Below are 23,943 nucleotides of genomic sequence, written 5' to 3' on the forward strand. Positions count from 1 at the left end.
GGCCTTCGGGCCCCTTTGTTATTTTTGCAGCGCCTTGGCACGTGCCACGCCGTAGCGCTGCAGCGTCTTTTCGCGCGCCTCGGCGTGGTCTACAACCGGCTTCGGATAGTTCTCGCCCAGCTTGATGCCTGCCGCTTCCAGTTCCACCGGCGAAGCCGTCCAGGGCGCGTGGATCGCCGCATTCGAGAGTCCCGCCAGCTGCGGCAGGTAGCGCCGGATGAACTTGCCTTCCGGATCGAAGCGCTCGCTCTGCGTCACCGGGTTGAAGATTCGGAAGTAGGGCTGCGCATCGCAGCCGCTGGAGCTGGCCCACTGCCAGCCACCGTTGTTCGACGCCAGTTCGAAGTCGTTCAGGTGCAGCGCAAAGTAGCGCTCGCCGCGCCGCCAATCCAGCCCCAGGTCCTTGCAGAGGAAACTCGCCACCACCATGCGCAGCCGGTTGTGCATGTATCCGCTCTGGTTGATCTGCAGCATGGCGGCGTCCACCAGCGGGTAGCCGGTGCGGCCTTGGCACCAGGCTTCGAACAGCTGGTCGGCATGCTTGCCGTGGTGCCACTGGATCTTGTCGTACTCGGGCCGGAAGCTCTTCGATTCGCCGCCCGAATGCACGTGCGGGAAGTGCGCCAGGATCTGGAAGTAGAACTCCCGCCAGATCAGCTCGCTGAGCCAGGTCGCCGCGCCCGCATCGCCCTGCAGCGAAAGCTGGTGCGCGACCCCTGCCAGCTGCCGCACCGACACCGTGCCGAAGCGCAGGTGCACGCCCAGATAGCTCGGCCCCCGGACCGCCGGAAAGTTGCGAGCCGCGTCATAGCGGTCGATGCGCTGGAAAAAATCTTCGAACAACGCCGCCGCGCCGCTGGTGCCGGTCGGGATTTCGAGCTCCGAAAGATTGCTCTTCTGGAAGCCGATTTCCTCCAGCGTCGGCACTGGCCCGCGGTAGGCTCCGGGCGGCGGCGCCAGCGCGTCGGCGTGGGTGCGAACCGGGTAGGACTTCAGGAAGAAGGAATCCACCTTGGCCAGCCAAGCCCGCTTGTAGGGCGTGAACACGGTGTAAGGCTGGTCCGTCTTGTTCAGCAGCTCGTCGCGGTCGAAAACGGTGGAATCCTTGAAGGTGTGAAAGCTCACGCCCGCATTGGCCAGGGCGCCGAGCACCTGGGCATCGCGCGACAGGGCGTCGGGCCCGTCGTCGCGGTTGGCAAAGACGGCCTGCACGTCCAGTTCGTGCGCCAGCGCCGGAATTTCGTCGACCGCGGCGGCGTGCCGCACGATCAACCCGCCGCTGAGCGCCTGCAGCTCGGCGTCGAGCTCCACCAGCGATTCGCGGATGAATTCCACCCGCCGGTCGATGCGGGGAAGGGGGTCCAGAATGGCCCGGTCGAACACGAAAACGCACACCACCTGCCGGCAGGCCCGCAGGGCCTGGTAGAGCGCCGCGTTGTCGTCCACGCGAAGGTCGCGGCGAAACCACATGAGCCCTTTGGGATAGGTCTTGTCGACGGCCAGTAAAATCGGCGGCATATGGCTGCCGATTCTGCCCCGATGAACCTCACGCATCATTTCCTGATTGCGATGCCGGGGATGGAAGATAAAACTTTCAACCGCAGCGTCGTCTACCTCTGCGAGCACAGCGAGCGCGGCGCGCTGGGCTTGGTCATCAACAAGCCCAGCGACCTCAACCTGAAGGATCTGTTCGAGAAGATCGAACTGCACCTCGTGCGCCCCGAACTTGGCAACGCGCCCGTCTTCCAGGGCGGGCCGGTGCAGACCGAACGCGGCTTCGTGCTGCACGAGCCGGTGTTTTCCCATGCCGAAAAGCCCGAGGAATCGGTCTATGCCTCGACCATGACCATTCCCGGCGGGCTCGAAATGACCACCTCCAAGGACGTGCTGGAAGCCCTGGCCACCGGCGCCGGGCCGCGAAAGGTGTTGGTTTCGCTGGGCTATTCGGCCTGGGGCGAGGGCCAGCTCGAGTCCGAACTGGCTGAAAACAGCTGGCTCACCGTGAGCGCCGACCCGGCCGTGATCTTCGACACCCCGGTCGAGCAGCGCTACGACAAGGCGCTGCTGTTGCTGGGCCTGGAAGCGTGGACGCTGTCGCCGGAAGCGGGACACGCGTGATGGCCGCTGCCATGCCCGACGCGCCCCAACCCTCCGCTTCTTCTTCCGTTCCCGTTCCTGTTGCCGTTCCCTCGCACTTCCAGAGCTTCCTGGCCTTCGACTTCGGCCTGAAGCGCACCGGCGTCGCGAGCGGCAACCGGCTGCTGGGCACCGCCACCCCCCAAGCCACCATCAAGGCCGAGGGCGATGCGCGTTTTGCGCTGGTCGAGGCCCGCATCAAGGAATGGCAGCCCGACGCGCTGGTGGTCGGCGTGCCCTACCACCCCGACGGCGCCCCACACGAGAACACCCGCCGCGCACAGAAGTTCGCGCGCCAGCTGCGTGGGCGCTTCAATCTGCAGGTGTTCGAGGTCGATGAGCGCTACAGCACGACCGAGGCGTTGGCCTCCGGCGCCCGCGACGCCGATGCCGCCTCCGCCTGCATCATCCTGGAACAATTCTTGAGGAGCATCCCGTGAGTTCAATACCCGATGCCGAAGCGCTCTACAAAGAGCTGCTGAAAGGCGTGAAAGCGCTGATGCGCCCCCAAAGCAAGCTGGTGGGCATCACTTCCGGCGGCGCCTGGCTGGTCGAACGCCTGCAAAAAGACCTGGGCCTGCCCGGTGCGCCCGGCGTGATCTCCTCGGCCATGCACCGCGACGACTTCGCGCGCCGCGGCCTCTCGGCCAGCGCGCAGACCTCGCTGCCTTTCGACGTGAACGGATGCGACGTGCTGCTGCTGGACGACGTGCTCTACACCGGCCGCACGATCCGCGCGGTGCTCAACGAGCTGTTCGACTTCGGCCGCCCGGCCTGTGTGCGGCTTGCCGTGCTGGTCGACCGCGGTGGGCGCGAACTGCCAGTGGCGGCCGATTTCGCGGCCGCGAAACTCACGCTGCCGGACACGCAGCTGCTTGCGCTGGCGCGTGCAGACGACGGGGCCTTCAGCCTCAAGGTCGAGGAGAACCGCTGATGCTCTACAAGCGAAATCCGCAGCTCAACAAGAACGGCGAGCTGATTCACCTGCTGTCGATCGAGGGCCTGCCCAGGGACATCGTCACGCACATTCTCGACACCGCAGCCAACTTCACCAGCGTGAGCGACCGCGAGGTCAAGAAGGTGCCGCTCTTGCGCGGCAAGAGCGTGTTCAACCTGTTCTTCGAAAACAGCACCCGCACCCGCACCACCTTCGAGATTGCGGCCAAGCGCCTGTCGGCCGACGTCATCAACCTGGACATTGCGCGCTCCTCGGCCACCAAGGGCGAGTCGCTGCTCGACACCATCGCCAACCTGAGCGCGATGGCGGCCGATCTGTTCGTGGTGCGGCACAGCGAATCGGGCGCGCCCTACCTCATCGCGCAGCATGTGGCGCCCCACGTGCACGTGGTGAACGCCGGCGACGGCCGCCACGCGCACCCTACGCAGGGGCTGCTCGACATGTACACGATCCGCCATTACAAGAAAGACTTCTCGAACCTCACGGTCGCCATCGTCGGCGACGTGCTGCATTCGCGCGTGGCGCGCTCCGACATCCATGCGCTCACCACGCTGGGGTGCGCCGAAGTGCGCGTGGTCGGCCCGAAGACTCTCGTGCCCGGCGACATGGCCGGCATGGGCGTGCGCGTGTGCCACACGCTCGAAGAGGGCATCAAGGACTGCGACGTCATCATCATGCTGCGCCTGCAGAACGAGCGCATGAGCGGCGCGCTGCTGCCCTCGTCGCAAGAGTTCTTCAAGACCTACGGCCTTACGCCCGAGAAGCTGCAATTGGCCAAGCCGGATGCCATCGTCATGCACCCAGGGCCGATCAACCGCGGCGTGGAGATCGACTCTGCCGTGGTCGACGGAAAGCAGAGCGTGATCCTGCCCCAGGTCACCTTCGGCATTGCCGTCCGCATGGCAGTGATGAGCATCGTCGCAGGAAACGAAGCATGAGCAGAACACTGATTACCAACGGCCGCGTGGTCGACCCCGCATCAGGCACCGACAAGAAAACCGACATCGCCATTGCCGACGGCAAGATCGCCGGCATCGGCCTCGTGCCGGCCGGCTTCAAGGCCGACCGCACCATCGATGCCGCGGGCTGCATCGTCGCACCCGGCCTGGTCGACCTGGCGGCACGCCTGCGTGAGCCCGGCTACGAACACGAAGGCATGCTCGAAAGCGAAATGGCCGCGGCCATTGCGGGCGGCGTGACCAGCGTCGTGTGTCCGCCCGACACCGACCCGGTGCTCGACGAGCCCGGCCTGGTCGAGATGCTCAAGTTCCGCGCCGAAAAACTGCAAGGCGCGCGTCTGTTCCCGCTCGGCGCGCTCACGCGCGGCCTGGCCGGCGGCGTGCTCACCGAAATGGCCGAGCTCACCGAGGCCGGCTGCATCGGTTTCAGCCAGGCCGACGTGGCGCTGGCTGACACCCAGGTGCTGCAGCGCGCGCTGCTCTACGCCAGCACCTTCGGCTACACCGTGTGGCTGCGCCCGCAAGACCGCGATCTGGGCAAGGGCGTGGCCGCCAGCGGTCCGCTTGCGACGCGGCTCGGTCTTTCGGGTGTGCCGGTGTCGGCGGAAACCATTGCCATCTTCACCATCATCGAGCTCATGAAGAGCACCGGCGCGCGCGTGCACCTGTGCCGCATTTCCAGTGCCGCGGGCGTGGCGCTGGTGCGTGCGGCCAAGGCGCAAGGCCTGCCGCTCACCTGCGACGTCAGCATCAACTCGCTGCACCTGGCCGACACCGACATCGGCTTTTTCGACAGCCGCGCGCGCCTCAATCCGCCTTTGCGCCAGCAGGGCGACCGCGATGCGCTCTCGGCCGCGCTGGCCGACGGCACCATCGACGCGCTGGTGTCCGACCACACGCCCGTCGAGGCCGACGCCAAGACGCTGCCCTTTGCCGAAGCCGAACCCGGCGCCACCGGGCTCGAACTGCTGCTGCCGCTCGCGCTGCAATGGGGCGAGCGCAGCGGTGCCGGGCTGTCGCGCGCGCTGGAGGTCATCAGTTCCGCGCCGGCAAAGCTATTGACAGCCGCCGACGCGGCCACCGGCATCGGCCGGCTCTCCGAGGGCGGCGTGGCCGACCTGTGCGTCTTCGACCCCGCCATCGAATGGCAGGTGCAACCCGAGGCGCTCAGGAGCCAGGGCAAGCACACGCCGTTCGCCGGCTATCCGCTGCTGGGCCGCGCGCGCCATACCCTCGTCGCGGGCCGCGTGGTCCATGGCTGAATAAAAAGAGGGCCCCCGTCTCGATGGTTCATTCGCTGAAGGCTTGCTGGCGCCTGCTGCACGCGGTGGGGCACGCACTCGGCGGCTGGTGGACGATCCGCTTCGCCTTTCCGGGCCTCTCGCCGCAAGAGCGCAACCTGCGCGTGCAGCAATGGTCTCGGCGCCTGCTCGAGATCATGGGCGTCACGCTCAAGGTGCAGGGCACCCCACCGGGAGACGGGCCGGTGCTGCTCATCTGCAATCACCTCTCGTGGCTCGACATCACCGCCATCCACGCCGCGTGCCATGTGCGCTTTGTCTCCAAGTCGGGCGTGAAGCACTGGCCGCTCATCGGCACGCTCTCAACCGGCGCGGGCTCGCTCTACATCGAGCGTGAGCGCCGGCGCGACGCGATGCGCGTGGTGCACCACATGACCGAGGCGCTGCAGGACGGCGACCGCATCGGGGTGTTCCCCGAAGGCACCACCAGCGACGGCAACGGGCTGCTGCCCTTTCACGCCAACCTGTTGCAGGCCGCCATTTCTTCCGGCGCACCCGTGCTGCCCGCCGCGCTGCGCTTTGCCGACGCGGCCACTGGTGAAACCAGCCAGGCGCCGCGCTACATCGACGACGACAACCTGCTGACCTCGCTCTGGAACACGCTGCGCGCGCCGCCTCTGCTGGCCATCGTGCGCTTTGGCGAACCGCAGCCATCGCTTGGACGCGAGCGCCGCGCATGGGCTCTGGCGCTGCGTGAAGACGTGCAACAACTGCGCCACGACACCCACTGACTCAGCCGTGTGCAGCTGCAAGAGCGCAAAAAAAAGCGCTCCCGGAGGAGCGCTTAACGACGCACGAATGCGCCGTGAGGAGGAATCTGGATTCGTTGGTCTTGCCCTTGTTCTTCAAAGAATACCGAAGACCTTCAGGCCGATGATCACGACCAGTGGCACTCCGCAGAGCCAGAGGATGATGCTTTTCATGATCGGCATCTCCGTAGAGTAGATAGGTCTCTACATTGACCAAGCGCGCGGCCCCCACATGCGGGAGAAACCAGTCCGTGCGCGTGGGCGGGTGCCTACAGCTCCAGCTGCGGATTCCCGCTGGTACGCAGGGCCTGGAACGCCAGCGCGAGCGTATCGAGCAGTAGTAAAAAGTAAGTAAACGACGACAAGAGAACCTACCGGTAAGCCCTAAGCGTGCCAGCAACACTACTCGCCAAGGGGCTGTGCAACCGCATCGGAATTCGGCGCCCATAATCCGCCTGCGGTACGCCAGAGCCGCGTCAAACCCAAGGCTCCGGGTCTACAGGAAGCGAGCCAGCCATCTTGCATTTCTGGCATTTGCGGGACGACACCATGAGCGTGATGCACATGTTTCTACCGGCATCCGAACCTGCGCGCAGTGAGGCTCTGGCGCAGTTTCTGAGAACACACCACATACCGCGCCGCCTCGTGAGAGGCCTCGGGCGCAAAGACCTGGGCGAGCAGACCGGACCCGCCGCACTGGTCGGTCCACCGCAACGCCAGCAACAGGCATCGCAGGACGTGCAGACGCCGTTTGCACCGGAGAGTTAACGCCTTGTGGGGCTTCGACAGGAATCGCAAACAGGGGCCTAGCCCCAGAGGAGAGGGCGCTTTCGTTGGTGCCTGGCGAGGCGAGGCACCCGAATCTCGATCCCGCTTGGCTGGCGAGTCGCTCGCCGTGGTTGCAGCGGCTATGGCCGAATGACGACTGCGCTGGTCTTCAATGCAAGGTGGGGACGCCCGGAAGTGCCTTGACGCGGCATATGCAGAGCAACCTAACTTTCGTCACTTACCTTTCCGTCCAGAACCGCCTAGATTCAGTTGCTTGAGTACCGTCGAGTCGAATCAACCTCCCCCGCATGGCGTTCCCGCGCCTGCGCGGCGGCCGCGCGCCATTCTGGTGGTGGACGATCACGATCTCGTACGCTTGGGCGTGCGCGCACTGCTGCAGGCACAGTCCTCTCCATCCGGCGAAACGGTTGAAGTCCTGGAGGCCGGCAACCTTGCCGAGGCCTTGGCGTTGTATGAAAGAGCCCAGGATGGCATCGCCCTGGTGTTACTGGATCTTGCCTTGCCCGATACACAGGGCCTGAGCGGCCTGGCGGATTTTCACGCCCGCTATCCTGCCGCTCGCATCGTCGCCATTTCGGGGTCCGGCACTACCTCCATTGCTCAGTCCACGATCGCCCAGGGCGCGCTGGCATTGGGCGCCAGCGCCTTCATTTCCAAGTCGGCGAACCTCAAGGAGGTGGTGAGTTTCATCCGGGCCTGTGGGCTGCTCGGGAGCGACGCGGTAGACGGCTTGCCTTGCCCTTCGACCGCCATCCGGCCCCCCGCGAAACCCTCCCATGGCCGCGCTTGGCAGGCGCTTGCGCCACGGCAATTACAAGTGCTTCAGTGGGTGCTGGAAGGCAAGACCAACAAGGAGATCGCCGAGGCAGCGAGTCTTACCGAAGGCACCGTGAAGAACTACGTGTCGACCATCTTCTTGCTGTTTGGTGTGCGCTCGCGCGCGCAATTGATCAGTAGCTTGCGGTAAGCCCAGTCCGCAGGGGCAACATACAAATACATGCGGGAGACAACTCCTGCGGGGAGGCAATTCGATGAGCGCCATCGTGTCGAAGCATCTGGCCGTCGATGCCAAGCTGAGGCTGCGCATATTGCGCGAGCACGTGGCTTCGGTTTATGCCGGTCACAGCACAGCGGTTCTGGCCCATTTCGGCTTTGCGGCCGCGCTGGCCATCTTCAGCTACTCGCGTCTCGCCCATCCATGGTTGTTGTACTGGCTGCTCGTTCTTGCCGCCGTGGACTTGTACGCGCTGCTGGCACCGCGCTGGACCCCTGCCACGCCGATGTCCGACAGCCCCTATTGGGCGCGCAAGTACGCCCGCTTGGTCACCATGGTCAGCGTCGCGACGGCTCCGGCGCCCTTGTTCCTTGTGTCGACGACGGATCTGGTCATGACCACCGTGTTCACGGTCGTCATCATCGGCAGTTGGACACGGGCCGTGCAGGCACGATGGCCTCTGAAGCCGGCCATGTTCGGGTATGGCATTCCCATGATGACGGGTCTTATCGCGGCCCTGGTCTGGCATGGCAGCGCCCTGAACTGGTTCCTCGCCGGATTCGGAATTGTCAACCTGATACTCACCCTTCGCGCCGGCTTGCAGGAGAACAGGCGGTTGACCGAATCGCTGATCCTGCGCTTTGAGAACGAGGCCTTGGCCGCTCGCCTGAGCGAGCAAATCGCTGCAACCGAACGAGCCAGCGCCGAAAAGACCCGCTTCCTGGCCACCGCCAGTCACGATCTGCGTCAGCCAATGCACGCCATCGCATTGTTCGGCGCCGCGCTGGAAAACGCCCTGCACGACCGCCCCGAAGGGGAAAACGCCGAGCGCCTGATGCGGGCAGTCGATACCCTGGGCGCGTCGCTGAACACCATGCTCGACGTTTCCCGTCTCGATGCCGGAGTGGTGGTGCCCGAGCCATGTGCTCTGGAACTCGACGCGCTGTTTCGCCCGCTCAATCACACCTTCTCGGCGCAGGCAGACCACAAGAATTTGCAGTTGCGCATTCGCGCCAGCGGGCTGTGGGTGCGCAGCGACCCGCAACTTCTGTATCGCATGCTTTCGAATCTTGTCGACAACGCGTTGAAGTACACGCGACACGGTGGCGTGACCGTCACGGCACTTGTGCGTGGCGATTCGGTGTGGATCGAAGTGAGAGACACCGGCATCGGTGTTGCACCCGGACAGCTGGAACGCATCTTCGAGGAGTTCTATCAAATCGGCAACCCGGGACGCGACCGCTCCCGAGGTCTGGGCATCGGGTTGTCGATCGTGCAGCGCCTGTCCCAGTTGCTTGCTCATCCGGTGCAAGTGCGTTCGCGCCCAGGCCGCGGTACACGCTTTCGCCTGCTGGTGCCGAGGGCCGAGGCAACATCGGAATCGCCCACGGATCTCTTGCTCCAGGATCTCGAATCGCCCGTGCGTCATCGCTTCGCCGTACCGGATCTGCGCGGCCGCATCCTGTTGATCGACGACGAGTTGGAAATCAGGCAAGCCATGGCGGCGCTGCTGGGCGCCTACTCCCTCGATGTGGTGGCCGTGGCCAACGAGGTCGCGGCAGCCGAGGTGTTGTCGCATCCTGATGCACAGGCGAAGCCGTTCGCACTGTTGCTGTGCGACTTCCGCCTGGCTGACGGAGTGGACGGACTCGATGTCGGCCTGCGCCTGCGGGAACGCTTTCAGCTCGATGCACCGCTGCTTCTGATCACGGGCGAAACTTCGCCCGAGCGGCTGCAGCGTGTGCGCGCCTCGGGCGTACCTGTGCTGTTCAAGCCCGTGAGCGCCGCGACGCTCCTGCAAGCCATGGCTGAACTCGCGCCCGCAGGCCGTCGGCGTTTGCCCTGAGCGCAACAAGTGACTTTAGACACTGCGTGTTGGTGTCTGCCTTCTCCTAGATTTGCATCGGGCCGGATGTCGGCCTTTTTGACAAGCAACAGGGAGATCGTATGAATAGAAATCCATGGGCGATCGGAGCGGGGATCGCTTCCATCGCGGCGGTAATGGCGGCATGCGGAGGCGGAGGAGGAGGCAATGGTGGCGGCGGTTTTCCAATCATGCCCGCCGCACCTGCTCCGGAGCCCGCACCATCCTCTTCACCACCTCCGCCGCCACCGGCGCCAGCCCCTGCACCGGCATCGGCAACGAGCTCGGCCCCTTGTACGAACGAAGCGGATTTCCATGCCGGAACCGCGCGGGACTACGAAGAACGAACGACGATTTCCGGGCAATCTCCCACGGTGGGCCGAACCGTCGAAACAGTTGGCGAACGCAAGTCGTTTGCCGGTGTCACGCCTGTGACCGTCAAGGTCGAACCCCACGATACCGCCGGCAATCCATCGCCTGCCGCCGAGAACTATCACGACCTGATCAATGGCAGCGTGGTCTCATACGGGTCGATTGCGCAAGTCGCGACTCAAGTCATCACAGTGACGTTCGATCCACCAGTGGGCGGCCCGGTGGACATGCAGCCAGGACAAGTGGCAAGTGGCAGCTACAAGATCAAGACTGTTGCCGTCAGTACGGCGGATGGGTCAAAGATCGAGACTGAGTACCCCGTGTCGCGAGACCTGACCTATGTTGGCCGCGAAACTTTGCAAACGGAGATGGGCGCTTTCAACGCTTGCAAGTTCACGAACAGGCAAACCACAGGTACGGGTGACACGTCCTCCGTCACGACCTTCACCACATGGGTCGCTGCCGAAGGAGCATATCGGGGTCAGTTGCTCAAGATCCATACGCGTCCAGAAGGAGGCTCCCGGCCCGAGTTCACAACAGAGCGGATCAAGATGACCTACACGCCGAAGTAGCGTTCGCTCGCGCCCAGCAGGCCATGGCGGGGACAACCTTGCATCACGCAGCAAGTGACTTTAGCCACTTACAGGTCGTCTGGCTTTCCGCCTAAATTTGCACGGGGCCCGATCTCGGCCCTTTGCCAACCAACAGGGAGGAACGCATGAAAAAACCAATGGGTGCGGCACACCAGCGCCCACTTTCAAACTCGGTCACGGAGCGGTCAGCGCCGCGCCCCACGTCTTCGCAATACATGAGATTTCCGACAGTCGCGGCGGTGGCCGGGCTCTTGACTCTTGCGGGTTGTCAGAACATGCCCGCTCTCGACATGCAAATGGGCAGCCAGTCGGCCAAGACCATGGCAACGGGCAGCGCGGCAGGGTCGGCCACTGCCGGCGAAAGCAGCCAGCTCGAGCGCTGCGAGTCGCCGCTCGGCACGGTTTCGCTGATCGAGAACGTGAACTCCGGCTGGTACACCATCCTCACCGGCGAATACCGCCTGCCGCCCACGGCCAACCTGCTGCGCCTCCTGGTTCAGCAGTCGAACTGTTTCGTGGTGGTCGAGCGCGGCGCGGCCGGCATGAACGCCATGACGCGCGAGCGCGCACTGCAGCAGTCGGGCGAAATGCGCGGCGGCAGCAACTTCGGCCGCGGCCAGATGGTGGCGTCCGACTACGGCCTCTCACCCGAGATCGTGTTCAGCAACAGCGATGCCGGCGGGATCGGCGGTGCGCTGGGCGGCCTGGTGGGCGGGGGACGGGGCCTCGCGATTGCCAAGCTGGGCGCAAGCATGCAGACCAAAGAAGCCAGCGCGCTGCTCACGCTCATCGACAACCGCTCGGGCGTGCAGGTCGCGGCCGCGGAGGGCAGCGCTTCCAAGACCGACTTCGGCGCCTTCGGCTCGGTGTTCGGCGCCCGCGCCGGCGGCAATCTCGGCGGCTATACAAACACGGCGCAAGGCAAGGTGATTGCAGCGGCGTTCATGGACGGCTTCAACCAGATGGTTCGCTCGCTGCGCAACTACAAGGCGCAGACGGTGCGCGGCCAGGGCCTCGGCGGCGGTGGCCGGCTGGGCGTGGACGGCGGAATGGCGCCTTCGCCGACTTCGGCGCCGTCCGCATCCAATCGCAGCAGGAAGTAGTCTCGACGGACCGATGCTGTCGGAGATTTTGTCATCCCATTACTCCACGCGCCGATTGAATCGTGAGCCACGGGTGGAAGCTGACGCTGTGATGGTCGGCTGCAGATCCTGCCGGCCGTGTGGCACAAGCCGCTGGCGAGTTTCTATCCCTGTTGGCGCCGACCGAAAACTGTCCGCCTGAACCCGGGTCTGCCGGTCTCGAAGTGGCTGTGGGCGCCGATAAACGACACCGAAGTACCGGCGTGAGCCGCGCCCGAACAAGATTAGCGCGTTCGAGGCGGAGCTGGGGCAGGCATTGACGGCCGATGCCCGACGACCCAAGCACGAGCGGCGCACGGCCCGCGCGCTGCACGCCGAGAACAAGGCCGCGGGCTACGCCGGCAGCTACTCGGCCGTCACCGACATCGTTCGGGCCTGGCGCCAGGGCGAGGGGCAATCGGTCAACGTCACGGCCTACGTTCCCTTGAACTTCGACCCTGGCCGCTACGCTGGCTGCGCGGTTCGCAGTCGCTGCGCCACTCCGTGTCATCGCGTGAGCCGCGTACCAACGTCTTCCCGCGAGGCGGTATCAAGGCCTCGTGCACCCATGCGCAAGACACCACGAAGCGGCGCCCCTAGGATCATTTCACCGTGATCCCAATGACCTTCAAGCCCCTTCACCGCATGTCTTCCACGCCCTTCGTCCAGCGCTCGCCTGCGCCCGCGTCCCTGATCAATCCAAACGAATGGTTCGCACTGCAAGTCCTGGCGCGGCGCAACGAGACGCGCGACATCGTCGTGTTCGACCTCGCACTGCCCGAAGGCGCGACCTTGCCGCAATTCCAGGCCGGTGCGCACCTTGAGCTGCAGATCGGCGGGCGGGTCCGCCATTACTCTCTCTGCAACCCACCGGAGGACCGCACGCACTACCGCATCGCGGTGCAGCGCGAGAGCGCTGGGCGCGGTGGTTCGGTGCAGCTGTGCGACGGTGCCGCTGTCGGTGACACGCTGTGGGTCCGCGGCCCTTTCAACCACTTCGCTCTGCGACTACCGGCCGCACGACCGCCGCTTCTGCTGGCCGGTGGCATCGGCGTAACGCCGGTTCTGTGCATGGCGCTGGAACTGACGGCTGCTGGCCTCGACTTCGAACTGCACTTCAGCGGCCGTTCGCTAGAGCACATGGCCTTCCTGCCCCTGCTGCGCTCGGGCGTGTTCGGCCGCCGCGTGCACCTGTATGCCGACGACGGCAGGGGAATGGCGCCGATGCATCTGCCGACGCTGCTCGGCAGCGGCAAGCCGGGTCGGCATCTGTATGTGTGCGGGCCGGGCGGGATGATCGATGCAGCCGACCGCATCGCGCGCGAGCAAGGCTGGGCCGGCGACCACATCCACTTCGAGCACTTCGGCGTGCCGCCGGCAGCGTCGACGGACGTGCGCGCCGACGGCTCATGCTGCGAGGCTTTCGAGGTCGAGATCGCCTCAACCGGCCGCCGCATTGCGGTCGCGGCCGACCAGAACGTGGTGCAGGCGCTGGCCGCGGCGGGGGTGCACATCCCGATGTCGTGCGAGGTGGGCGTATGCGGTTCGTGCCGCACGCGCGTGCTTGCTGGCGTGCCCGACCACCGCGACCTGCTGCTGAGTCCGGAGGAGCAGGCAACGAATCAGGAGTTCACACCCTGTTGTTCGCGCGCCAAGACTCCGCTGCTCGTGCTCGACCTCTGAGCGCGCGCCACGCGGCCAAAAGCAGCCGTCCTTCCGCCGCAATAATGTTGCGTTGCGGTCGCCGCATAGGGGGTGCTTGGGTTGCCGCTGACACGACGGTGCAGTAGCCTTCTCGCTCCAATACTGCCAGGAGACTCCCGATGCCCAGTCGCTTATTTCTTTCCGCTGGCGCCGCCTTCGCAGCCACCGCACTGATCGTCGGTTGCGGTGCCATGCGTTCATCGGGCGGCAACCCCATGAGCTTCTTCATCACCAGCGTCAACCCCGGCAAGGGCGGCGACCTCGGAGGCTTGGCCGGAGCCGACCGCTTCTGCCAGTCGCTGGCCACGAGTGCGGGGGCGGGCAACAAAACGTGGCGCGCTTATTTGAGCAGCGCTGCCGCGAACGGGCAGCCGGCTGTCAATGCGCGTGACCGGATCGGGACTGGTCCTTGGACCAATGCCAAGGGAGTGGTCGTCGCCACCAGCGTGGCCGATCTGCACAGCGCCAACGCCAAGGTCGGCAAGGACACCTCGCTGACCGAGAAGGGAGAGGTTGTCTCCGGCGCCGGCGATCCGGTCAACCGCCACGACATCCTCACCGGCTCGCGCCCTGACGGCACACTGGCCGTGCCCGATCCCGGTAAGGACACCACATGCGGCAATTGGACCAAAAGCGACGGCGGCTCCGCCATCGTGGGTCACCACGACCGCAAAGGCACCAATCCCGATCCAGTAGCCAATGCTTCGTGGAACTCTTCGCACGGTACGCGCGGCTGCAGCGTCGACCAACTCAAAATGAGCGGCAGCGCTGGGCTGATGTATTGCTTCGCGACGAATTGACTTTGGCAGATGGGCGGGCCTCGGCCCGCGTCGTCTCGACGAGGCTGTCCCTTGCTCAGATCGAGCATGACGGGTAAGTGACGGCCAAGACAGTCATTCGAGGAGGCGCAAACCGAACTCTCCGTCGCCTCGCGTTCCACATTCTGCGATGGCCTGGAACCTGCTTGCATTTGGGGCGCAAGTCGAAGAATGGTCAATGGCACCGTTCAGAACCAGCCGCAGGAGTTCACCGTGAATGCATGGAATATTTCCACCAGCGCCTACATGCAGGGAGAGCGTCCTCGCGTGTGGCAGCAAGCCCTCTCGCGCCTGCATCTGCCGACCGTGGACCAGCTGGACACCTACTCCAGCGTCGACGGCGACGTCGTCAGCATGGTGTCACCACAGGGCATCGAGTTTGCCCGCATGAGCGCATCGCCGCAGACCATTTCCGGGCGGTCAGGCGAACAGCCCTTCTCGGTGTGGCTGTCGATCCTGATGGAAGGCCGCTTCGCCTTCGGCGACCGGGGCGGCCCCTGCGTCGACCTGATGCCGGGCGACATCATTTACGGGCCTACCGGCGTCGACTCCACCCTCACGGTCAAGAGCGACTTCCGCATGCTCTACGTGAAGATCCCGCAGCTCATGCTGCACCCGCGGTTGGTCAACCTGGGATCGCTGCGCACCGGGGCGCTGTCCAGACGCAAGGCCATCAATCGCATCTTCGCGGGCATGTTGACCTCGGTGGCCGACAACATCGAAGAGCTGGACGCGGCCGAGCTGCGCCCAATCGAATCCGCACTGACCGAGTTCGTCGTGGTGGGTCTGGCCGGCAGCACCGCGGTGCAGGCCTTTGGCAGCACGGCGCGGCTGGTGCACTATCAGCGCATCTGCCAGTCGATCGAGGATCGGCTCGGCGATCCGGATCTTACGGTCGGCCAGATTGCGGCCGAGCAGCACGCGTCGCTGCGCTACATCCAGAAGCTGTTCGAAGCCGCCGGCCTGAGCTTCGGTCAGTACCTGCGACAGCGCCGACTGGAGCGCTGCCGCTCCGACCTGCAGAGCGCGCTGCACCGCCATCTCTCGATCTCCGACATTTGTTTCGGCTGGGGCTTCAGCGACCCGGCGCATTTCAGCCGCACCTTTCGGGCCGAGTTCGGGACCACGCCGCGGGCCTATCGACGGGCGCAGCTAGGCCTTGGCGAGACCCAGCCGGCCGAGGCCTCCGACATGCTGGCCTGAGCAGCGGCGCCGGTTGCGAAGACTAGCTCAGCGCTGCAGCCAGGCCGGCGCAATCTGCGTACCCAGGCCGGCCCCATAGCCGAAATAGATGTTGAGGCCGGCCATTGGCTCGAGGTAGCGCGCGTTCTTCAGGCCGCCGGCATCGACTGCGTCGAAGCCGATGCTCTCGATCAGCGCCTTCACCGTTTTTTTCGCCACCGGCGCGTCGCCGGCGAAGAAGACGCTGCCCTTGAACTCGCCGAATCCCGCGCCCTCATGAATCACCTGCGCAAAAAGCGTGTTGAATGCTTTCACGACATGCGCGGTCGGTACGAGCTTGGCAATCTCCTCGGCGGCCGAGGAGCTGAAACCTACGGTGAGTCCCATGTAGTCAGCGGTCAGCGGGTTGGAGACGTCGACGATCACCTTGCCCTGCAGGTCGCCCAGCGCAGCCAGCGCGTCGGATGCCTGTTCGTAGGGCACGGCGAGCACGACAACCTCGGCATCCGTCGCTGCCTGGTTCATCGGGAGCGTCGTCGCCCCGATCGATTCGGCGACGACCCGGGCCTTGTCGAGCGAGCGGCCGGTCAGCGTCACGCTGTGCCCGGCCTGGACGAATTGCTTTGCGAGACCGGAGCCGACGTTGCCGTAACCGACGATAGTGAGTGTCATGGAGATGTCCTTGGTGAGAAAAAGGTAAAGCTAGCGCCAACACGCTGTACGCGATGTACAGCGCGCGTTGCAGGGGGGCCGGCGCAGCGGCGTCAGGCCCAGTCGTATGGAATCAGGATGCCGCTCTTGTAGGGCCGGAAACCGAGCGACCGCTTCGCGACAATGGTGCTGAGACCAAGGAACAGCGGGATCGAGTAGCCTTGCTCGACCTGCCACATGTCGAAGGTCTTGAAGCCCTCCATACGCTTCGCGTAGTCGGGTTCGCCCATCAATGGGTAGAGCTTCGGCGGGATGTCCTCGCCTTTCCAGATCGAGAAGCTCATCTTCGGGTCGAGCATGTAGCCAGAGTAGGTGCCTGGGTCGCCGGCCGCTGGGTTGAAGGGCTTGAGCACCGGACCATCGAACTTGCCGGTGCGCTGATATTCATACAGCGTCGGGCTGTCGAGCACCTGCAGGTTCACCTCGATGCCGACCTTCTGCCACATCTGTGCGATCACGCGCGCCGTGTCGAAGTCGCTCGCGAAAACGCCCTTGCTCGTATAGAAATTCAGCTTCACCGGATTTGCCGCGTTGTAGCCCGAGGCCGCGAGCAGCGCCTTCGCCTTCGCGGGGTCGAATGCGACCTTGAAGTCGGGCACGTAGGCCGGAAAGCCTGGACCAGCCGGCATATAGACCGCGGTGGCGTGACCGCCGAACAGCGCCTTCGAGATCGCCGCCTTGTCGATCGCGTGATGGCAGGCCAGTCGCACGTTCTTGTCGGTCAGGATGCCCTTGTTGGCCATCTGCAGAAAGATCACGCCGGTCGTCGAGTCGAGGTGCGGCGCCAGCCCTGGCAATGCGCCCAGGCGCTCCGCCTCGCGAACGGGGATGTTCATGGTCAGGTCGGCCTGGCCGGACTGGATGGCGGCTGCGCGCGCGGTCGGATCCTTCGTCACCTGGAACACCAGTCGCTTCACCTTGGCCGGACCGCGCCAGTAGCCCTCATACGCCTCAAGCACGATGCGCTGGTCTCGCTGGTACTCGACCAGCTTGTAAGGCCCGGAGCCGATCGGCTTGGCCTCGAAGCCGTCCTTGCCGACCTTCTCGTAGTAAGCCTTGGGCAGGATGTAGGCAGGGATGTCGGCAAACATCACCGGCGCGATCGCCATCGGTGCGCTGAACTTCACCACAGCCTTCAGCGGTGTTGGCACTTCGATGGATTCGATGGCCGACCACACACCGGCCAGCAGCGAGGCCTTCTGCGCACGCGGCCGGTCGAAGAACGAGAACTTGAAGTCGGCCGCCGTCAGCTTGTCGCCGTTGTGGAAGGTCACGCCATCGCGGAAGCTCATCTCGAGCAGCGTGCAGTTCTTGTTGAGCCACTTGAAGTCCGACACCACGCTGGGGCCGAACTTCAGATCCGGCGCGAGTTCGAGCGGCTGGTCGTACACGCACTTGATGATCGCCGACTGCGTGGGGTTGAGCGTCACCGGATCCCAGCTCAGGATGTCCATTGGGAACGCGACAGTGACGGTGCGCGGGTCCTGCGCGAAGGCGCCGGTGCCGAAGGTGGTGGCCACCGCCGCGCCGAACAAAGCAAGCGGTAGCCTGGTGACGAAATCTCTGCGGTGGGTCATGGGAGGAAGCACTCCGTGAAGGAAGAGATCAGAAGGGCTTGTCGCCCTGGATGGTCACGCGGTGACCGGATCGGGTCTGTGGGTAGTAGTCCCACACGGCGTGGTGCTCGACGCAGCGGTTATCCCAGAAGGCGACCGAGTGCGGTTGCCAACGGAAGCGCACCTGGAAGTTCGGGTTCTGGCAGTGCGCGAAGAGAAACCTCAGGATGGCGTCGCTCTCGGGCTTGTCGACGCCGACGATGTGCGTTGTGTACTGCGCGTCGGCGAACAGGCACTTGCGCTTGGTCACCGGATGCGTGCGCACGATGGGCTGTGCGGTCGCTGGAAAGTGCTTGGTCGGGTCTGTCGTGTACTTGCGGTAGACGTGCTCGGCGTCATGCACCGCGGTCAGGCCTTCGAGGTAGGCCTTCATGCGGTCGGACAGCGCCTCGTAGGCTGCGTACTGACTCGAGAACAGCGTATCGCCCCCGATGGGCGGCACGATGTGCAGGTGCAGGATGCTGCCCATCGGCGGCGCCGCGTCGCAGCTCAGGTCGGAGTGCCAGCTCTCGCCCGCCACCGACTTCGAATTTGCGTCGCCATGGATCGGCACCACGTAGGGGTAGCCCTCGACGCCGAAGCCGCCGGTATGGAGCACCAGATCGCCATAGTGGCGCGCAAAGCGCTGGTGCGACTCGAAGTCCAGCTTCTGGTCGCGGAAGAAGACCACCTGGTGCGTCATCAGCGCCTCGTGGATCTCATGCACCTGTTGCGGGTGCAGGGTTTGCGTGAGATCGACGCCGCTGATTTCGGCGCCGATGGTGAGCGTCATGGGCGCCACCTGGATCGTCTCGTACTGCATGATCATTTCACTCCTGAGGGGCTTCATTCTTAGCCGGAAGGGCTCGTTTCCTCTTGCACCGCCGCGCATCGGGACTTGAGTGAACGGGGCGGTACGTCGTTCATGCAGGCCAGCGCACCTGGAGGTCGCGCGGCGGTGCGGCCGCGAGAAGGCTCTTCGTGTAGGCGTGCTTCGGATTGGCGAACACCGCTTCGGTCTCGCCGCTTTCCACCACCACACCCCGGTGCATGACGAGCACGCGGCTGCACAGGTAGCGAACCACCGCAAGATCGTGCGAGATGAGCAGCAGCGAGATCTTGTGTTCGCGGCGGATGCGCAGCAGCAGGTTGAGAATCTGAGCCTGCACCGACACATCGAGCCCCGACACGATCTCATCGGCAACCAGCAGCTGCGGCAGGTCACACAGCGCGCGGCCGATGTTCACGCGCTGACGCTGGCCGCCCGACATCTGCGAGGGGAAGCGCGCGAGCATGTCCGGCGCGAGGCCGACATCGCCCACCAGTTCGCGCGCCCGCGCCTTCCGGTCGCTGTGCAGGTGTGGCCGGCTCTCCATCGATTGGGTGACCAGGCTCTGCACTCGGCGCCGCGGGTTGAGCGCGGATCGCGCGTCCTGGAAGATCATCTGGATGGAAGCGATGCGCCGCTCCCAGTCCTCGGCCCTGGCCACAAGCGCCTTGCCGTTGAGCAGAATGCGGCCTTCGCTTGGGGTCTCAAGGCCCATCACCAATCTGGCCAGGCTGGACTTGCCGCTCCCGCTCTCGCCCACGATGCCGACGAACTCACCGGGCGCGATGCTCAAGCTGATGTCCTTCACCGCATGCACCGCGGTATTGCGCCGGAGCCAGCCGCGCGACGGATAGGTCTTCGACAAGCCCTCCACCTGAAGGAACGGCGCTTCGCTCATGCGCGGTGCGTGCAACAGCGTGGCGTCGCTGGCGTCGGCCGCGAGCAGCGGCTCGGGCGCCGCTGCACCGTGCACGCAGCGCACATGGTGCTCGGGGAGCACCTCGCGCATCGCAGGCACGTGCGGCGTGCACGTGTCCGTCGCGACCGCGCAGCGTGGCTGGAAACGGCAGCCCTTCAGCGACGAGAAATCGCTGATGCCTGGCATCTGGCCCGGCAGAGAGAACAGCAGGCGCCGCGCGCCGGTGAGGTGCGGATTGGCGCGCTGCAGCGCCTGCGTGTAGGGATGCAGCGAGCGCGTGAAGATGCGCTTGGCCGGGCCGCGCTCGGCCATCTCGCCGGCGTAGAGAACCACCAGCTCGTCGCACGCGTGTGCCGCCAGGCCGAGGTCATGCGTCACGAAGATCACGCCGGTGCCACGCTGCTGCTGCAGGCTGCGGATCAGCTTGACGATGTGTGCCTGGGTGCTCGCGTCGAGCGCGGTGGTGGCCTCGTCGGAAACCACAAGCTGCGGGTCGCCGGCGAAGGCCATGGCAATCATCACGCGCTGGCACATCCCACCTGACAGTTGGAAAGCGTACTTGTCGAGCACCTGCGCCGGCTCGTGGATGCGCACTTCGGCCAGCATTTCGGTGGCGCGCTCGCGCCATTCGTCCTTGGCAACGCCCAGTTGCAGCAGGTGCTCCTGCAGTTGCTGTCCGATGGTGAGCACCGGGTTCAGCGCCGTCGTCGGCTCCTGCGGGATGAAGGCGATGCGTGCGCGCAGAAGGCGACGATGGTCATCGGCTGGCATGCCGAGCAGGTCTTCGCCGCCGAAGCGGAGGGTGCCCGCGTCGACCGAGAAGCCGTCGGGCAGATGCCGCGCGAGCGTGCGGCCGAGCATGCTCTTGCCCGCACCGGATTCGCCGACCAGGCCGAGTGTGGCGCCGGCACGCAGCGTGAAGCTCACGTCGCGCAGCACCTGCGGGCGCTCGGGCGAGCCCGGTGCAGAGACGGTGAGGCCACGCGCTTCGAGCAACGCGACGCCTGCGGGTTGAGTTTGCACGGGCTGGACTTGCAGCAGATCTGGTTTCCAGGGGATGGCGTGGGCCGGGCTCATGGGTCAGCTCCCCGATCGGTTGAACAAACGTGGGTCGGCCGTGCGGCGCAGGCCATCGCCCAGGCACGTCGTCGCGAGCACCGTGAGCACGGTGCACAGCACCGGCGCGATCAGCCCCCACGGCGAACTGAAGACGCTCTTCAGGCCATCGGCAATCATCACGCCCCAGGTCGGCACGTGCGGCTCGACGGACATGCCGACGAAAGAGAGGATGCTTTCGGCCACGACCGAGATGCCCATTTCCAGGCTGATCAGCGAGATCAGCGTGGGCGTGATGCCGGGCACGATGTCCTTCATCACGACCTGCCAGTGCGATGCACCGGTAATGCGCGCAGCGGCCACGTAATCCTTGCGGCGCAGCACCACGACATCGGCGCGGATCACCCGGCAGAAGCGCGTCCAGTCGACCAGGATGATCGCGATGATCACATTGAGCAGTCCGGGCGAGAGTGCGACCATCAGTACCAGTGCGAGCACGATGGCGGGGAACGACATCCACAAGTCCACCATGCGCAGGATCGCCCACTCGATGCGCCCGCCGCGGTAGCCCGCGATGAGTGCGAGTGCACAGCCCAGCAGCGCGGCCCCCAGCGGCGCGGTGAGCGCGATGATCACGGTGACGCGCGTGCTGTAGATGAGGCGCGACAGGATGCACTGGCCCAGCGCGTCGGTGCCCAGCGGAAAGCTGCGGTCGCCGCCGTGCGCCCAGGCAGGCGGCAGCAGCGTGCTCAGCAGGTCCTGCTCGTTGGGGCCATGCGGGGCCAACCAGGGCGCGAACACCGCGAGAGCGACCAGCAGCAGCAGGAGGGTGGCGCCGATGAGGACGCTGGGTTCGCCGAGAACGCGCCTGAAGGGCGTCTGCGCGGACAGGGACAAGTTGCTCATGGCGTGCGCAGTCGAGGGTTGAGCAGCAGCAAGGCCGCATCGGTGACCATGTTCACCGCCTGCACGGCGACGGCATAGGTCAAGGCCAGCCCCTGGATCATTGGCAGATCGTTCGCGCCGATGGCATTGACCATCAGGCTGCCGATGCCGGGGAAGCCGAAGATGGTTTCCATCAGCAGCGTGCCGCCGATCACCGTGCTGGCCTGGATGCCCAGCATGCTGACGGTGGGCAGCGCCGCGTTCTTCAACGCGTGCCGCACAAGGATGCGGTTTTCGCTGAGCCCGCGCAGGCGTGCAGCTGCGATGTAGTCCTCGGCGTAGGCCTCCAGGAGGCTCGAATGCAAGATGCGCATCAAAGGCGGCGCGATCCCCAGCGACAGCGCAAAAGACGGCAGTGCCAGGTGCTTCACCCCGCTCCACCATGCCGCGAAGTCACCCGCCACGATCGCGTCGATCAGCAGGAAGCCGGTCACGGGCTGCACGGTCAGGTTGGCGTCGAGCTGACCCAGGAAGGGCAGCCACTGAAGGCCGATGCCCACACCGAGGATCAGCAGGATGGCCCAGAGAAATTCGGGCACGGAGATCGAGATGCTGTTGATCACCTCCACCGCGCGCTCGATGCGTGTGCCGCGGTAGCGAAAGGCGAGCAGTCCGCCGCCGATGCCGAAAATGACACCAAGCACAAGGCCGCAGAAGATGAGCTGTAGCGTGACTGGCAGCGCCTTCAGGATGAGCGGGGTAACCGCTTGGCCCGACTGCATCGTGCGGCCAAGATCCCCGTGCAACGCGTGGCCCAGCCAGATGCCGAACTGCATCGGGATCGGCTTGTCGAGCCCCAGCGCCTCCGTGAGCGCCTTCACGTCGGCCGGAGTTGCGCTGGGCGGCAGCAGCATGCCCATCGGGTCGGCCGGCAGCACGCGCAGCACCAGGAACACGATGGCCGCGAGGAACAGCAGCATCGGAACGCGCCACAGGATGCGCCACAAGGTCGACATGGCGCCGAGGCCGCGTGCGGCAGTTGCGCTCAGATGGCCGAGCGATGCCTGGCCGGACAGTGCGGGGGGTATGAGCATGGCGGGGGTCGTGGAACGCGTCCTTGCGAAGCTTCAGCCCCCATGCGCCGGAGCGGTGGCGGGTGCGTTGTGGATCGGGATGCGCCGCGCCCCAATGCCGCCGCTCCTCCAGGTCGACTGGTACCGCGGCACCAGCCAGTTGTTGAACTCGCGCTGGGCCTGCTCCTGCCACGAGTAGCGTCCGCGTGTCGCAAAGCGTGAGCGCAGGCCGACCTGCACCAGTTCGTCGACGTGCAGGTCCTGCGCGATGATTTCGGAGGCTGCGTGCATGTTCATTGCCATGCGCTGCTGGAACAGCGGGTCCTCCATGGCACCTGGCGCGAACAGCAGGCCGGTGTCCATCTCGTGGGTCTCGGGGCCATCGGCGCGCAGGATCATGTAGATGACCATGTCGCTCGTCATCACCAGCGACAGCGTCGGCGGGACGTTGGCGAACATCATGCGGTTGCGCTCCTCGATGGTGAGCTTGGGGAACACAGGCAGGACGGCGCGCTGCGTCGCGTTGAAGCTGGCATCCTGGTGCAGCGTGCCGTTGAAGCGGTAGTAGCCGGCGGTCGTCCCGGGCAGATCCGGGAAGCTGGCCATCGCGCTCGGCACGAAGTCGTGCAGCGGGCCGTGGTGCAGCCGGTTGGCGTGGTAGCCGTCGTTGTTGTTCTCGAACATGACTTTCCAGTTCCACGGGAAGTGCGCCGGCTTGTCGGGCCGGGGACCGTCGAGGTTGGCCAAGTCGAAGTTGGCCAGCGCCTGCGTGACTTCCGCGAGGCGCGGCGCCAGCGGCTCGGCCGCGGCGTCGAAATTCACGAAGACAAAGCCCTGCCAGACCTCGACCTTCAGCGTTGGCAGGCAGAAGGCCTTCTTGTCGAAGCCCGCGGTCTGCTCCATGGCGGGTGCGCCGATCAGGTCGCCGTCGAGCGAGTAGGTCCAGTGGTGATACGGACAGAGAAAGGCGTTGGTGTTGCCGTGGCCTTCGGCCACCAGCATGGCCCGGTGCTGGCAGACCGAGGACATGGCCTTGATCTCGCCGACGCGGTTGCGCGCGATCACCAGCGGCTCGCCGACGATCCTGGTCGTGAAATAGTCGCCCGCCTTCGCGAGCCATGATTCGCGGCCGACGCACAGCCACTCGTGGTTGAAGACTGCTTCCTTCTCGAATTCGTAGAAGTCGCGGTCGGTATAGCAAAGCGGCGGGAGTGCCTGCGCCTTCTGAACAGACAAGACAGAGCTGTCGAGTTCTTCGAAAAATCTGTCCGTGGGAGAAAAAGTCATTGCTGCGCCTTCGAGTTGAATTCTTTTCGCGGGAGTCTTTCTCCCCTC

At 65.2% G+C, this 23,943-nt stretch carries 21 protein-coding genes and 1 pseudogene; 14 read left to right on the top strand and 8 right to left on the bottom strand.

The features are described 5' to 3' along the window. Positions 1-18 precede the first annotated feature (18 nt). Positions 19-1,518 (bottom strand): cryptochrome/photolyase family protein, encoded by a 1,500-nt coding sequence (locus ASC78_RS26510; RefSeq protein ID WP_055808370.1) that lies wholly within the window; start codon positions 1,516-1,518, stop codon positions 19-21. Between ASC78_RS26510 and ASC78_RS26515 the strand changes: the two genes are divergently transcribed. From ASC78_RS26515 to ASC78_RS26580, 14 genes and pseudogenes are all read left to right on the top strand, one after another. After that, on the top strand, positions 1,519-2,118 hold the full coding sequence (locus ASC78_RS26515; protein ID WP_055808372.1) for a YqgE/AlgH family protein: 600 nt from the start codon (positions 1,519-1,521) through the stop codon (positions 2,116-2,118). After that, on the top strand, positions 2,118-2,576 hold the full coding sequence (ruvX, locus tag ASC78_RS26520; RefSeq protein WP_055808374.1) for a Holliday junction resolvase RuvX: 459 nt from the start codon (positions 2,118-2,120) through the stop codon (positions 2,574-2,576). Before ASC78_RS26515 ends, ruvX begins: the two co-directional genes overlap by 1 nt. Further along, positions 2,573-3,070, top strand: coding sequence for a bifunctional pyr operon transcriptional regulator/uracil phosphoribosyltransferase PyrR (gene pyrR, locus ASC78_RS26525; protein ID WP_055808376.1), 498 nt, complete (start codon positions 2,573-2,575; stop codon positions 3,068-3,070). The genes ruvX and pyrR overlap by 4 nt, the downstream gene beginning before the upstream one ends. Next, positions 3,070-4,032: an aspartate carbamoyltransferase catalytic subunit gene (locus ASC78_RS26530; RefSeq protein ID WP_055808378.1), complete on the top strand. Its 963-nt coding sequence runs from the start codon at positions 3,070-3,072 to the stop codon at positions 4,030-4,032. The genes pyrR and ASC78_RS26530 overlap by 1 nt, the downstream gene beginning before the upstream one ends. Then, positions 4,029-5,315 (top strand): dihydroorotase, encoded by a 1,287-nt coding sequence (locus tag ASC78_RS26535; RefSeq protein WP_055808380.1) that lies wholly within the window; start codon positions 4,029-4,031, stop codon positions 5,313-5,315. The genes ASC78_RS26530 and ASC78_RS26535 overlap by 4 nt, the downstream gene beginning before the upstream one ends. A 23-nt stretch (positions 5,316-5,338) precedes the next feature. Next, complete coding sequence (locus ASC78_RS26540) at positions 5,339-6,085, top strand: lysophospholipid acyltransferase family protein (protein WP_055808382.1); 747 nt, start codon at positions 5,339-5,341, stop codon at positions 6,083-6,085. Between the two features lie 1,060 nt (positions 6,086-7,145). Continuing rightward, complete coding sequence (locus ASC78_RS26550) at positions 7,146-7,859, top strand: response regulator transcription factor (protein ID WP_055808385.1); 714 nt, start codon at positions 7,146-7,148, stop codon at positions 7,857-7,859. A gap of 64 nt (positions 7,860-7,923) precedes the next feature. Next, the gene (locus tag ASC78_RS26555; RefSeq protein ID WP_055808387.1) at positions 7,924-9,732 is read left to right on the top strand and encodes an ATP-binding protein; all 1,809 of its coding nucleotides are present in this window, start codon (positions 7,924-7,926) and stop codon (positions 9,730-9,732) included. Between the two features lie 392 nt (positions 9,733-10,124). Then, the gene (locus ASC78_RS26560; protein WP_157634525.1) at positions 10,125-10,694 is read left to right on the top strand and encodes a hypothetical protein; all 570 of its coding nucleotides are present in this window, start codon (positions 10,125-10,127) and stop codon (positions 10,692-10,694) included. A 296-nt stretch (positions 10,695-10,990) separates the two neighbouring features. After that, complete coding sequence (locus ASC78_RS26565; RefSeq protein ID WP_235505225.1) at positions 10,991-11,818, top strand: CsgG/HfaB family protein; 828 nt, start codon at positions 10,991-10,993, stop codon at positions 11,816-11,818. Positions 11,819-12,013: 195 nt separating this feature from the next. Further along, positions 12,014-12,299 (top strand): annotated as a pseudogene (locus ASC78_RS27270) (IS21 family transposase); the annotation flags it as partial. 158 nt (positions 12,300-12,457) lie between these two features. After that, positions 12,458-13,519 (top strand): PDR/VanB family oxidoreductase, encoded by a 1,062-nt coding sequence (locus ASC78_RS26570; RefSeq protein WP_055808393.1) that lies wholly within the window; start codon positions 12,458-12,460, stop codon positions 13,517-13,519. Between the two features lie 140 nt (positions 13,520-13,659). Then, the gene (locus ASC78_RS26575) at positions 13,660-14,340 is read left to right on the top strand and encodes a hypothetical protein (protein ID WP_055808394.1); all 681 of its coding nucleotides are present in this window, start codon (positions 13,660-13,662) and stop codon (positions 14,338-14,340) included. Positions 14,341-14,529: 189 nt separating this feature from the next. Continuing rightward, positions 14,530-15,561: a helix-turn-helix domain-containing protein gene (locus tag ASC78_RS26580; RefSeq protein WP_055808396.1), complete on the top strand. Its 1,032-nt coding sequence runs from the start codon at positions 14,530-14,532 to the stop codon at positions 15,559-15,561. A gap of 27 nt (positions 15,562-15,588) precedes the next feature. Here ASC78_RS26580 and ASC78_RS26585 read toward each other — a convergent pair whose 3' ends face one another. From ASC78_RS26585 to ASC78_RS26615, 7 genes are all read right to left on the bottom strand, one after another. Further along, positions 15,589-16,212, bottom strand: a complete 624-nt coding sequence (locus ASC78_RS26585) for an NADPH-dependent F420 reductase (RefSeq protein ID WP_055808399.1) — start codon at positions 16,210-16,212, stop codon at positions 15,589-15,591. 92 nt (positions 16,213-16,304) lie between these two features. Next, positions 16,305-17,828 (bottom strand): ABC transporter substrate-binding protein, encoded by a 1,524-nt coding sequence (locus tag ASC78_RS26590; RefSeq protein ID WP_082517666.1) that lies wholly within the window; start codon positions 17,826-17,828, stop codon positions 16,305-16,307. A 28-nt stretch (positions 17,829-17,856) separates the two neighbouring features. Then, entirely contained in the window at positions 17,857-18,669 is an 813-nt protein-coding gene (locus tag ASC78_RS26595; protein ID WP_055808491.1) for a TauD/TfdA dioxygenase family protein, read from the bottom strand. 100 nt (positions 18,670-18,769) lie between these two features. Continuing rightward, positions 18,770-20,617, bottom strand: a complete 1,848-nt coding sequence (locus ASC78_RS26600; RefSeq protein ID WP_055808493.1) for a dipeptide ABC transporter ATP-binding protein — start codon at positions 20,615-20,617, stop codon at positions 18,770-18,772. A 57-nt stretch (positions 20,618-20,674) separates the two neighbouring features. Beyond that, positions 20,675-21,556, bottom strand: a complete 882-nt coding sequence (locus tag ASC78_RS26605; protein ID WP_055808403.1) for an ABC transporter permease — start codon at positions 21,554-21,556, stop codon at positions 20,675-20,677. Beyond that, positions 21,553-22,629 carry an ABC transporter permease gene (locus tag ASC78_RS26610; RefSeq protein ID WP_235505227.1) on the bottom strand — a complete coding sequence of 359 codons (1,077 nt, stop codon included), beginning with the start codon at positions 22,627-22,629 and terminating at the stop codon, positions 21,553-21,555. Before ASC78_RS26610 ends, ASC78_RS26605 begins: the two co-directional genes overlap by 4 nt. Positions 22,630-22,662: 33 nt before the next feature. Beyond that, complete coding sequence (locus ASC78_RS26615) at positions 22,663-23,844, bottom strand: aromatic ring-hydroxylating oxygenase subunit alpha (RefSeq protein WP_235505228.1); 1,182 nt, start codon at positions 23,842-23,844, stop codon at positions 22,663-22,665. Positions 23,845-23,943: the final 99 nt, after the last annotated feature.

The organism is Variovorax sp. Root318D1 (genome assembly GCF_001424835.1).
Lineage (GTDB): Bacteria > Pseudomonadota > Gammaproteobacteria > Burkholderiales > Burkholderiaceae_C > Variovorax.

Excerpts from the sequence above, each read along its gene's own strand:
- ASC78_RS26510 (WP_055808370.1), bottom strand. The coding sequence starts at position 1,518 with ATGCCGCCGATTTTACTGGCCGTCGACAAGACCTATCCCAAAGGGCTC.
- ASC78_RS26515 (WP_055808372.1), top strand. The coding sequence starts at position 1,519 with ATGGCTGCCGATTCTGCCCCGATGAACCTCACGCATCATTTCCTGATT.
- ruvX (WP_055808374.1), top strand. The coding sequence starts at position 2,118 with ATGGCCGCTGCCATGCCCGACGCGCCCCAACCCTCCGCTTCTTCTTCC.
- ASC78_RS26530 (WP_055808378.1), top strand. The coding sequence starts at position 3,070 with ATGCTCTACAAGCGAAATCCGCAGCTCAACAAGAACGGCGAGCTGATT.
- ASC78_RS26535 (WP_055808380.1), top strand. The coding sequence starts at position 4,029 with ATGAGCAGAACACTGATTACCAACGGCCGCGTGGTCGACCCCGCATCA.
- ASC78_RS26540 (WP_055808382.1), top strand. The coding sequence starts at position 5,339 with ATGGTTCATTCGCTGAAGGCTTGCTGGCGCCTGCTGCACGCGGTGGGG.
- ASC78_RS26555 (WP_055808387.1), top strand. The coding sequence starts at position 7,924 with ATGAGCGCCATCGTGTCGAAGCATCTGGCCGTCGATGCCAAGCTGAGG.
- ASC78_RS26565 (WP_235505225.1), top strand. The coding sequence starts at position 10,991 with ATGCCCGCTCTCGACATGCAAATGGGCAGCCAGTCGGCCAAGACCATG.
- ASC78_RS26570 (WP_055808393.1), top strand. The coding sequence starts at position 12,458 with ATGACCTTCAAGCCCCTTCACCGCATGTCTTCCACGCCCTTCGTCCAG.
- ASC78_RS26575 (WP_055808394.1), top strand. The coding sequence starts at position 13,660 with ATGCCCAGTCGCTTATTTCTTTCCGCTGGCGCCGCCTTCGCAGCCACC.
- ASC78_RS26580 (WP_055808396.1), top strand. The coding sequence starts at position 14,530 with ATGGTCAATGGCACCGTTCAGAACCAGCCGCAGGAGTTCACCGTGAAT.
- ASC78_RS26585 (WP_055808399.1), bottom strand. The coding sequence starts at position 16,212 with ATGACACTCACTATCGTCGGTTACGGCAACGTCGGCTCCGGTCTCGCA.
- ASC78_RS26590 (WP_082517666.1), bottom strand. The coding sequence starts at position 17,828 with ATGACCCACCGCAGAGATTTCGTCACCAGGCTACCGCTTGCTTTGTTC.
- ASC78_RS26595 (WP_055808491.1), bottom strand. The coding sequence starts at position 18,669 with ATGCAGTACGAGACGATCCAGGTGGCGCCCATGACGCTCACCATCGGC.
- ASC78_RS26605 (WP_055808403.1), bottom strand. The coding sequence starts at position 21,556 with ATGAGCAACTTGTCCCTGTCCGCGCAGACGCCCTTCAGGCGCGTTCTC.
- ASC78_RS26610 (WP_235505227.1), bottom strand. The coding sequence starts at position 22,629 with ATGCTCATACCCCCCGCACTGTCCGGCCAGGCATCGCTCGGCCATCTG.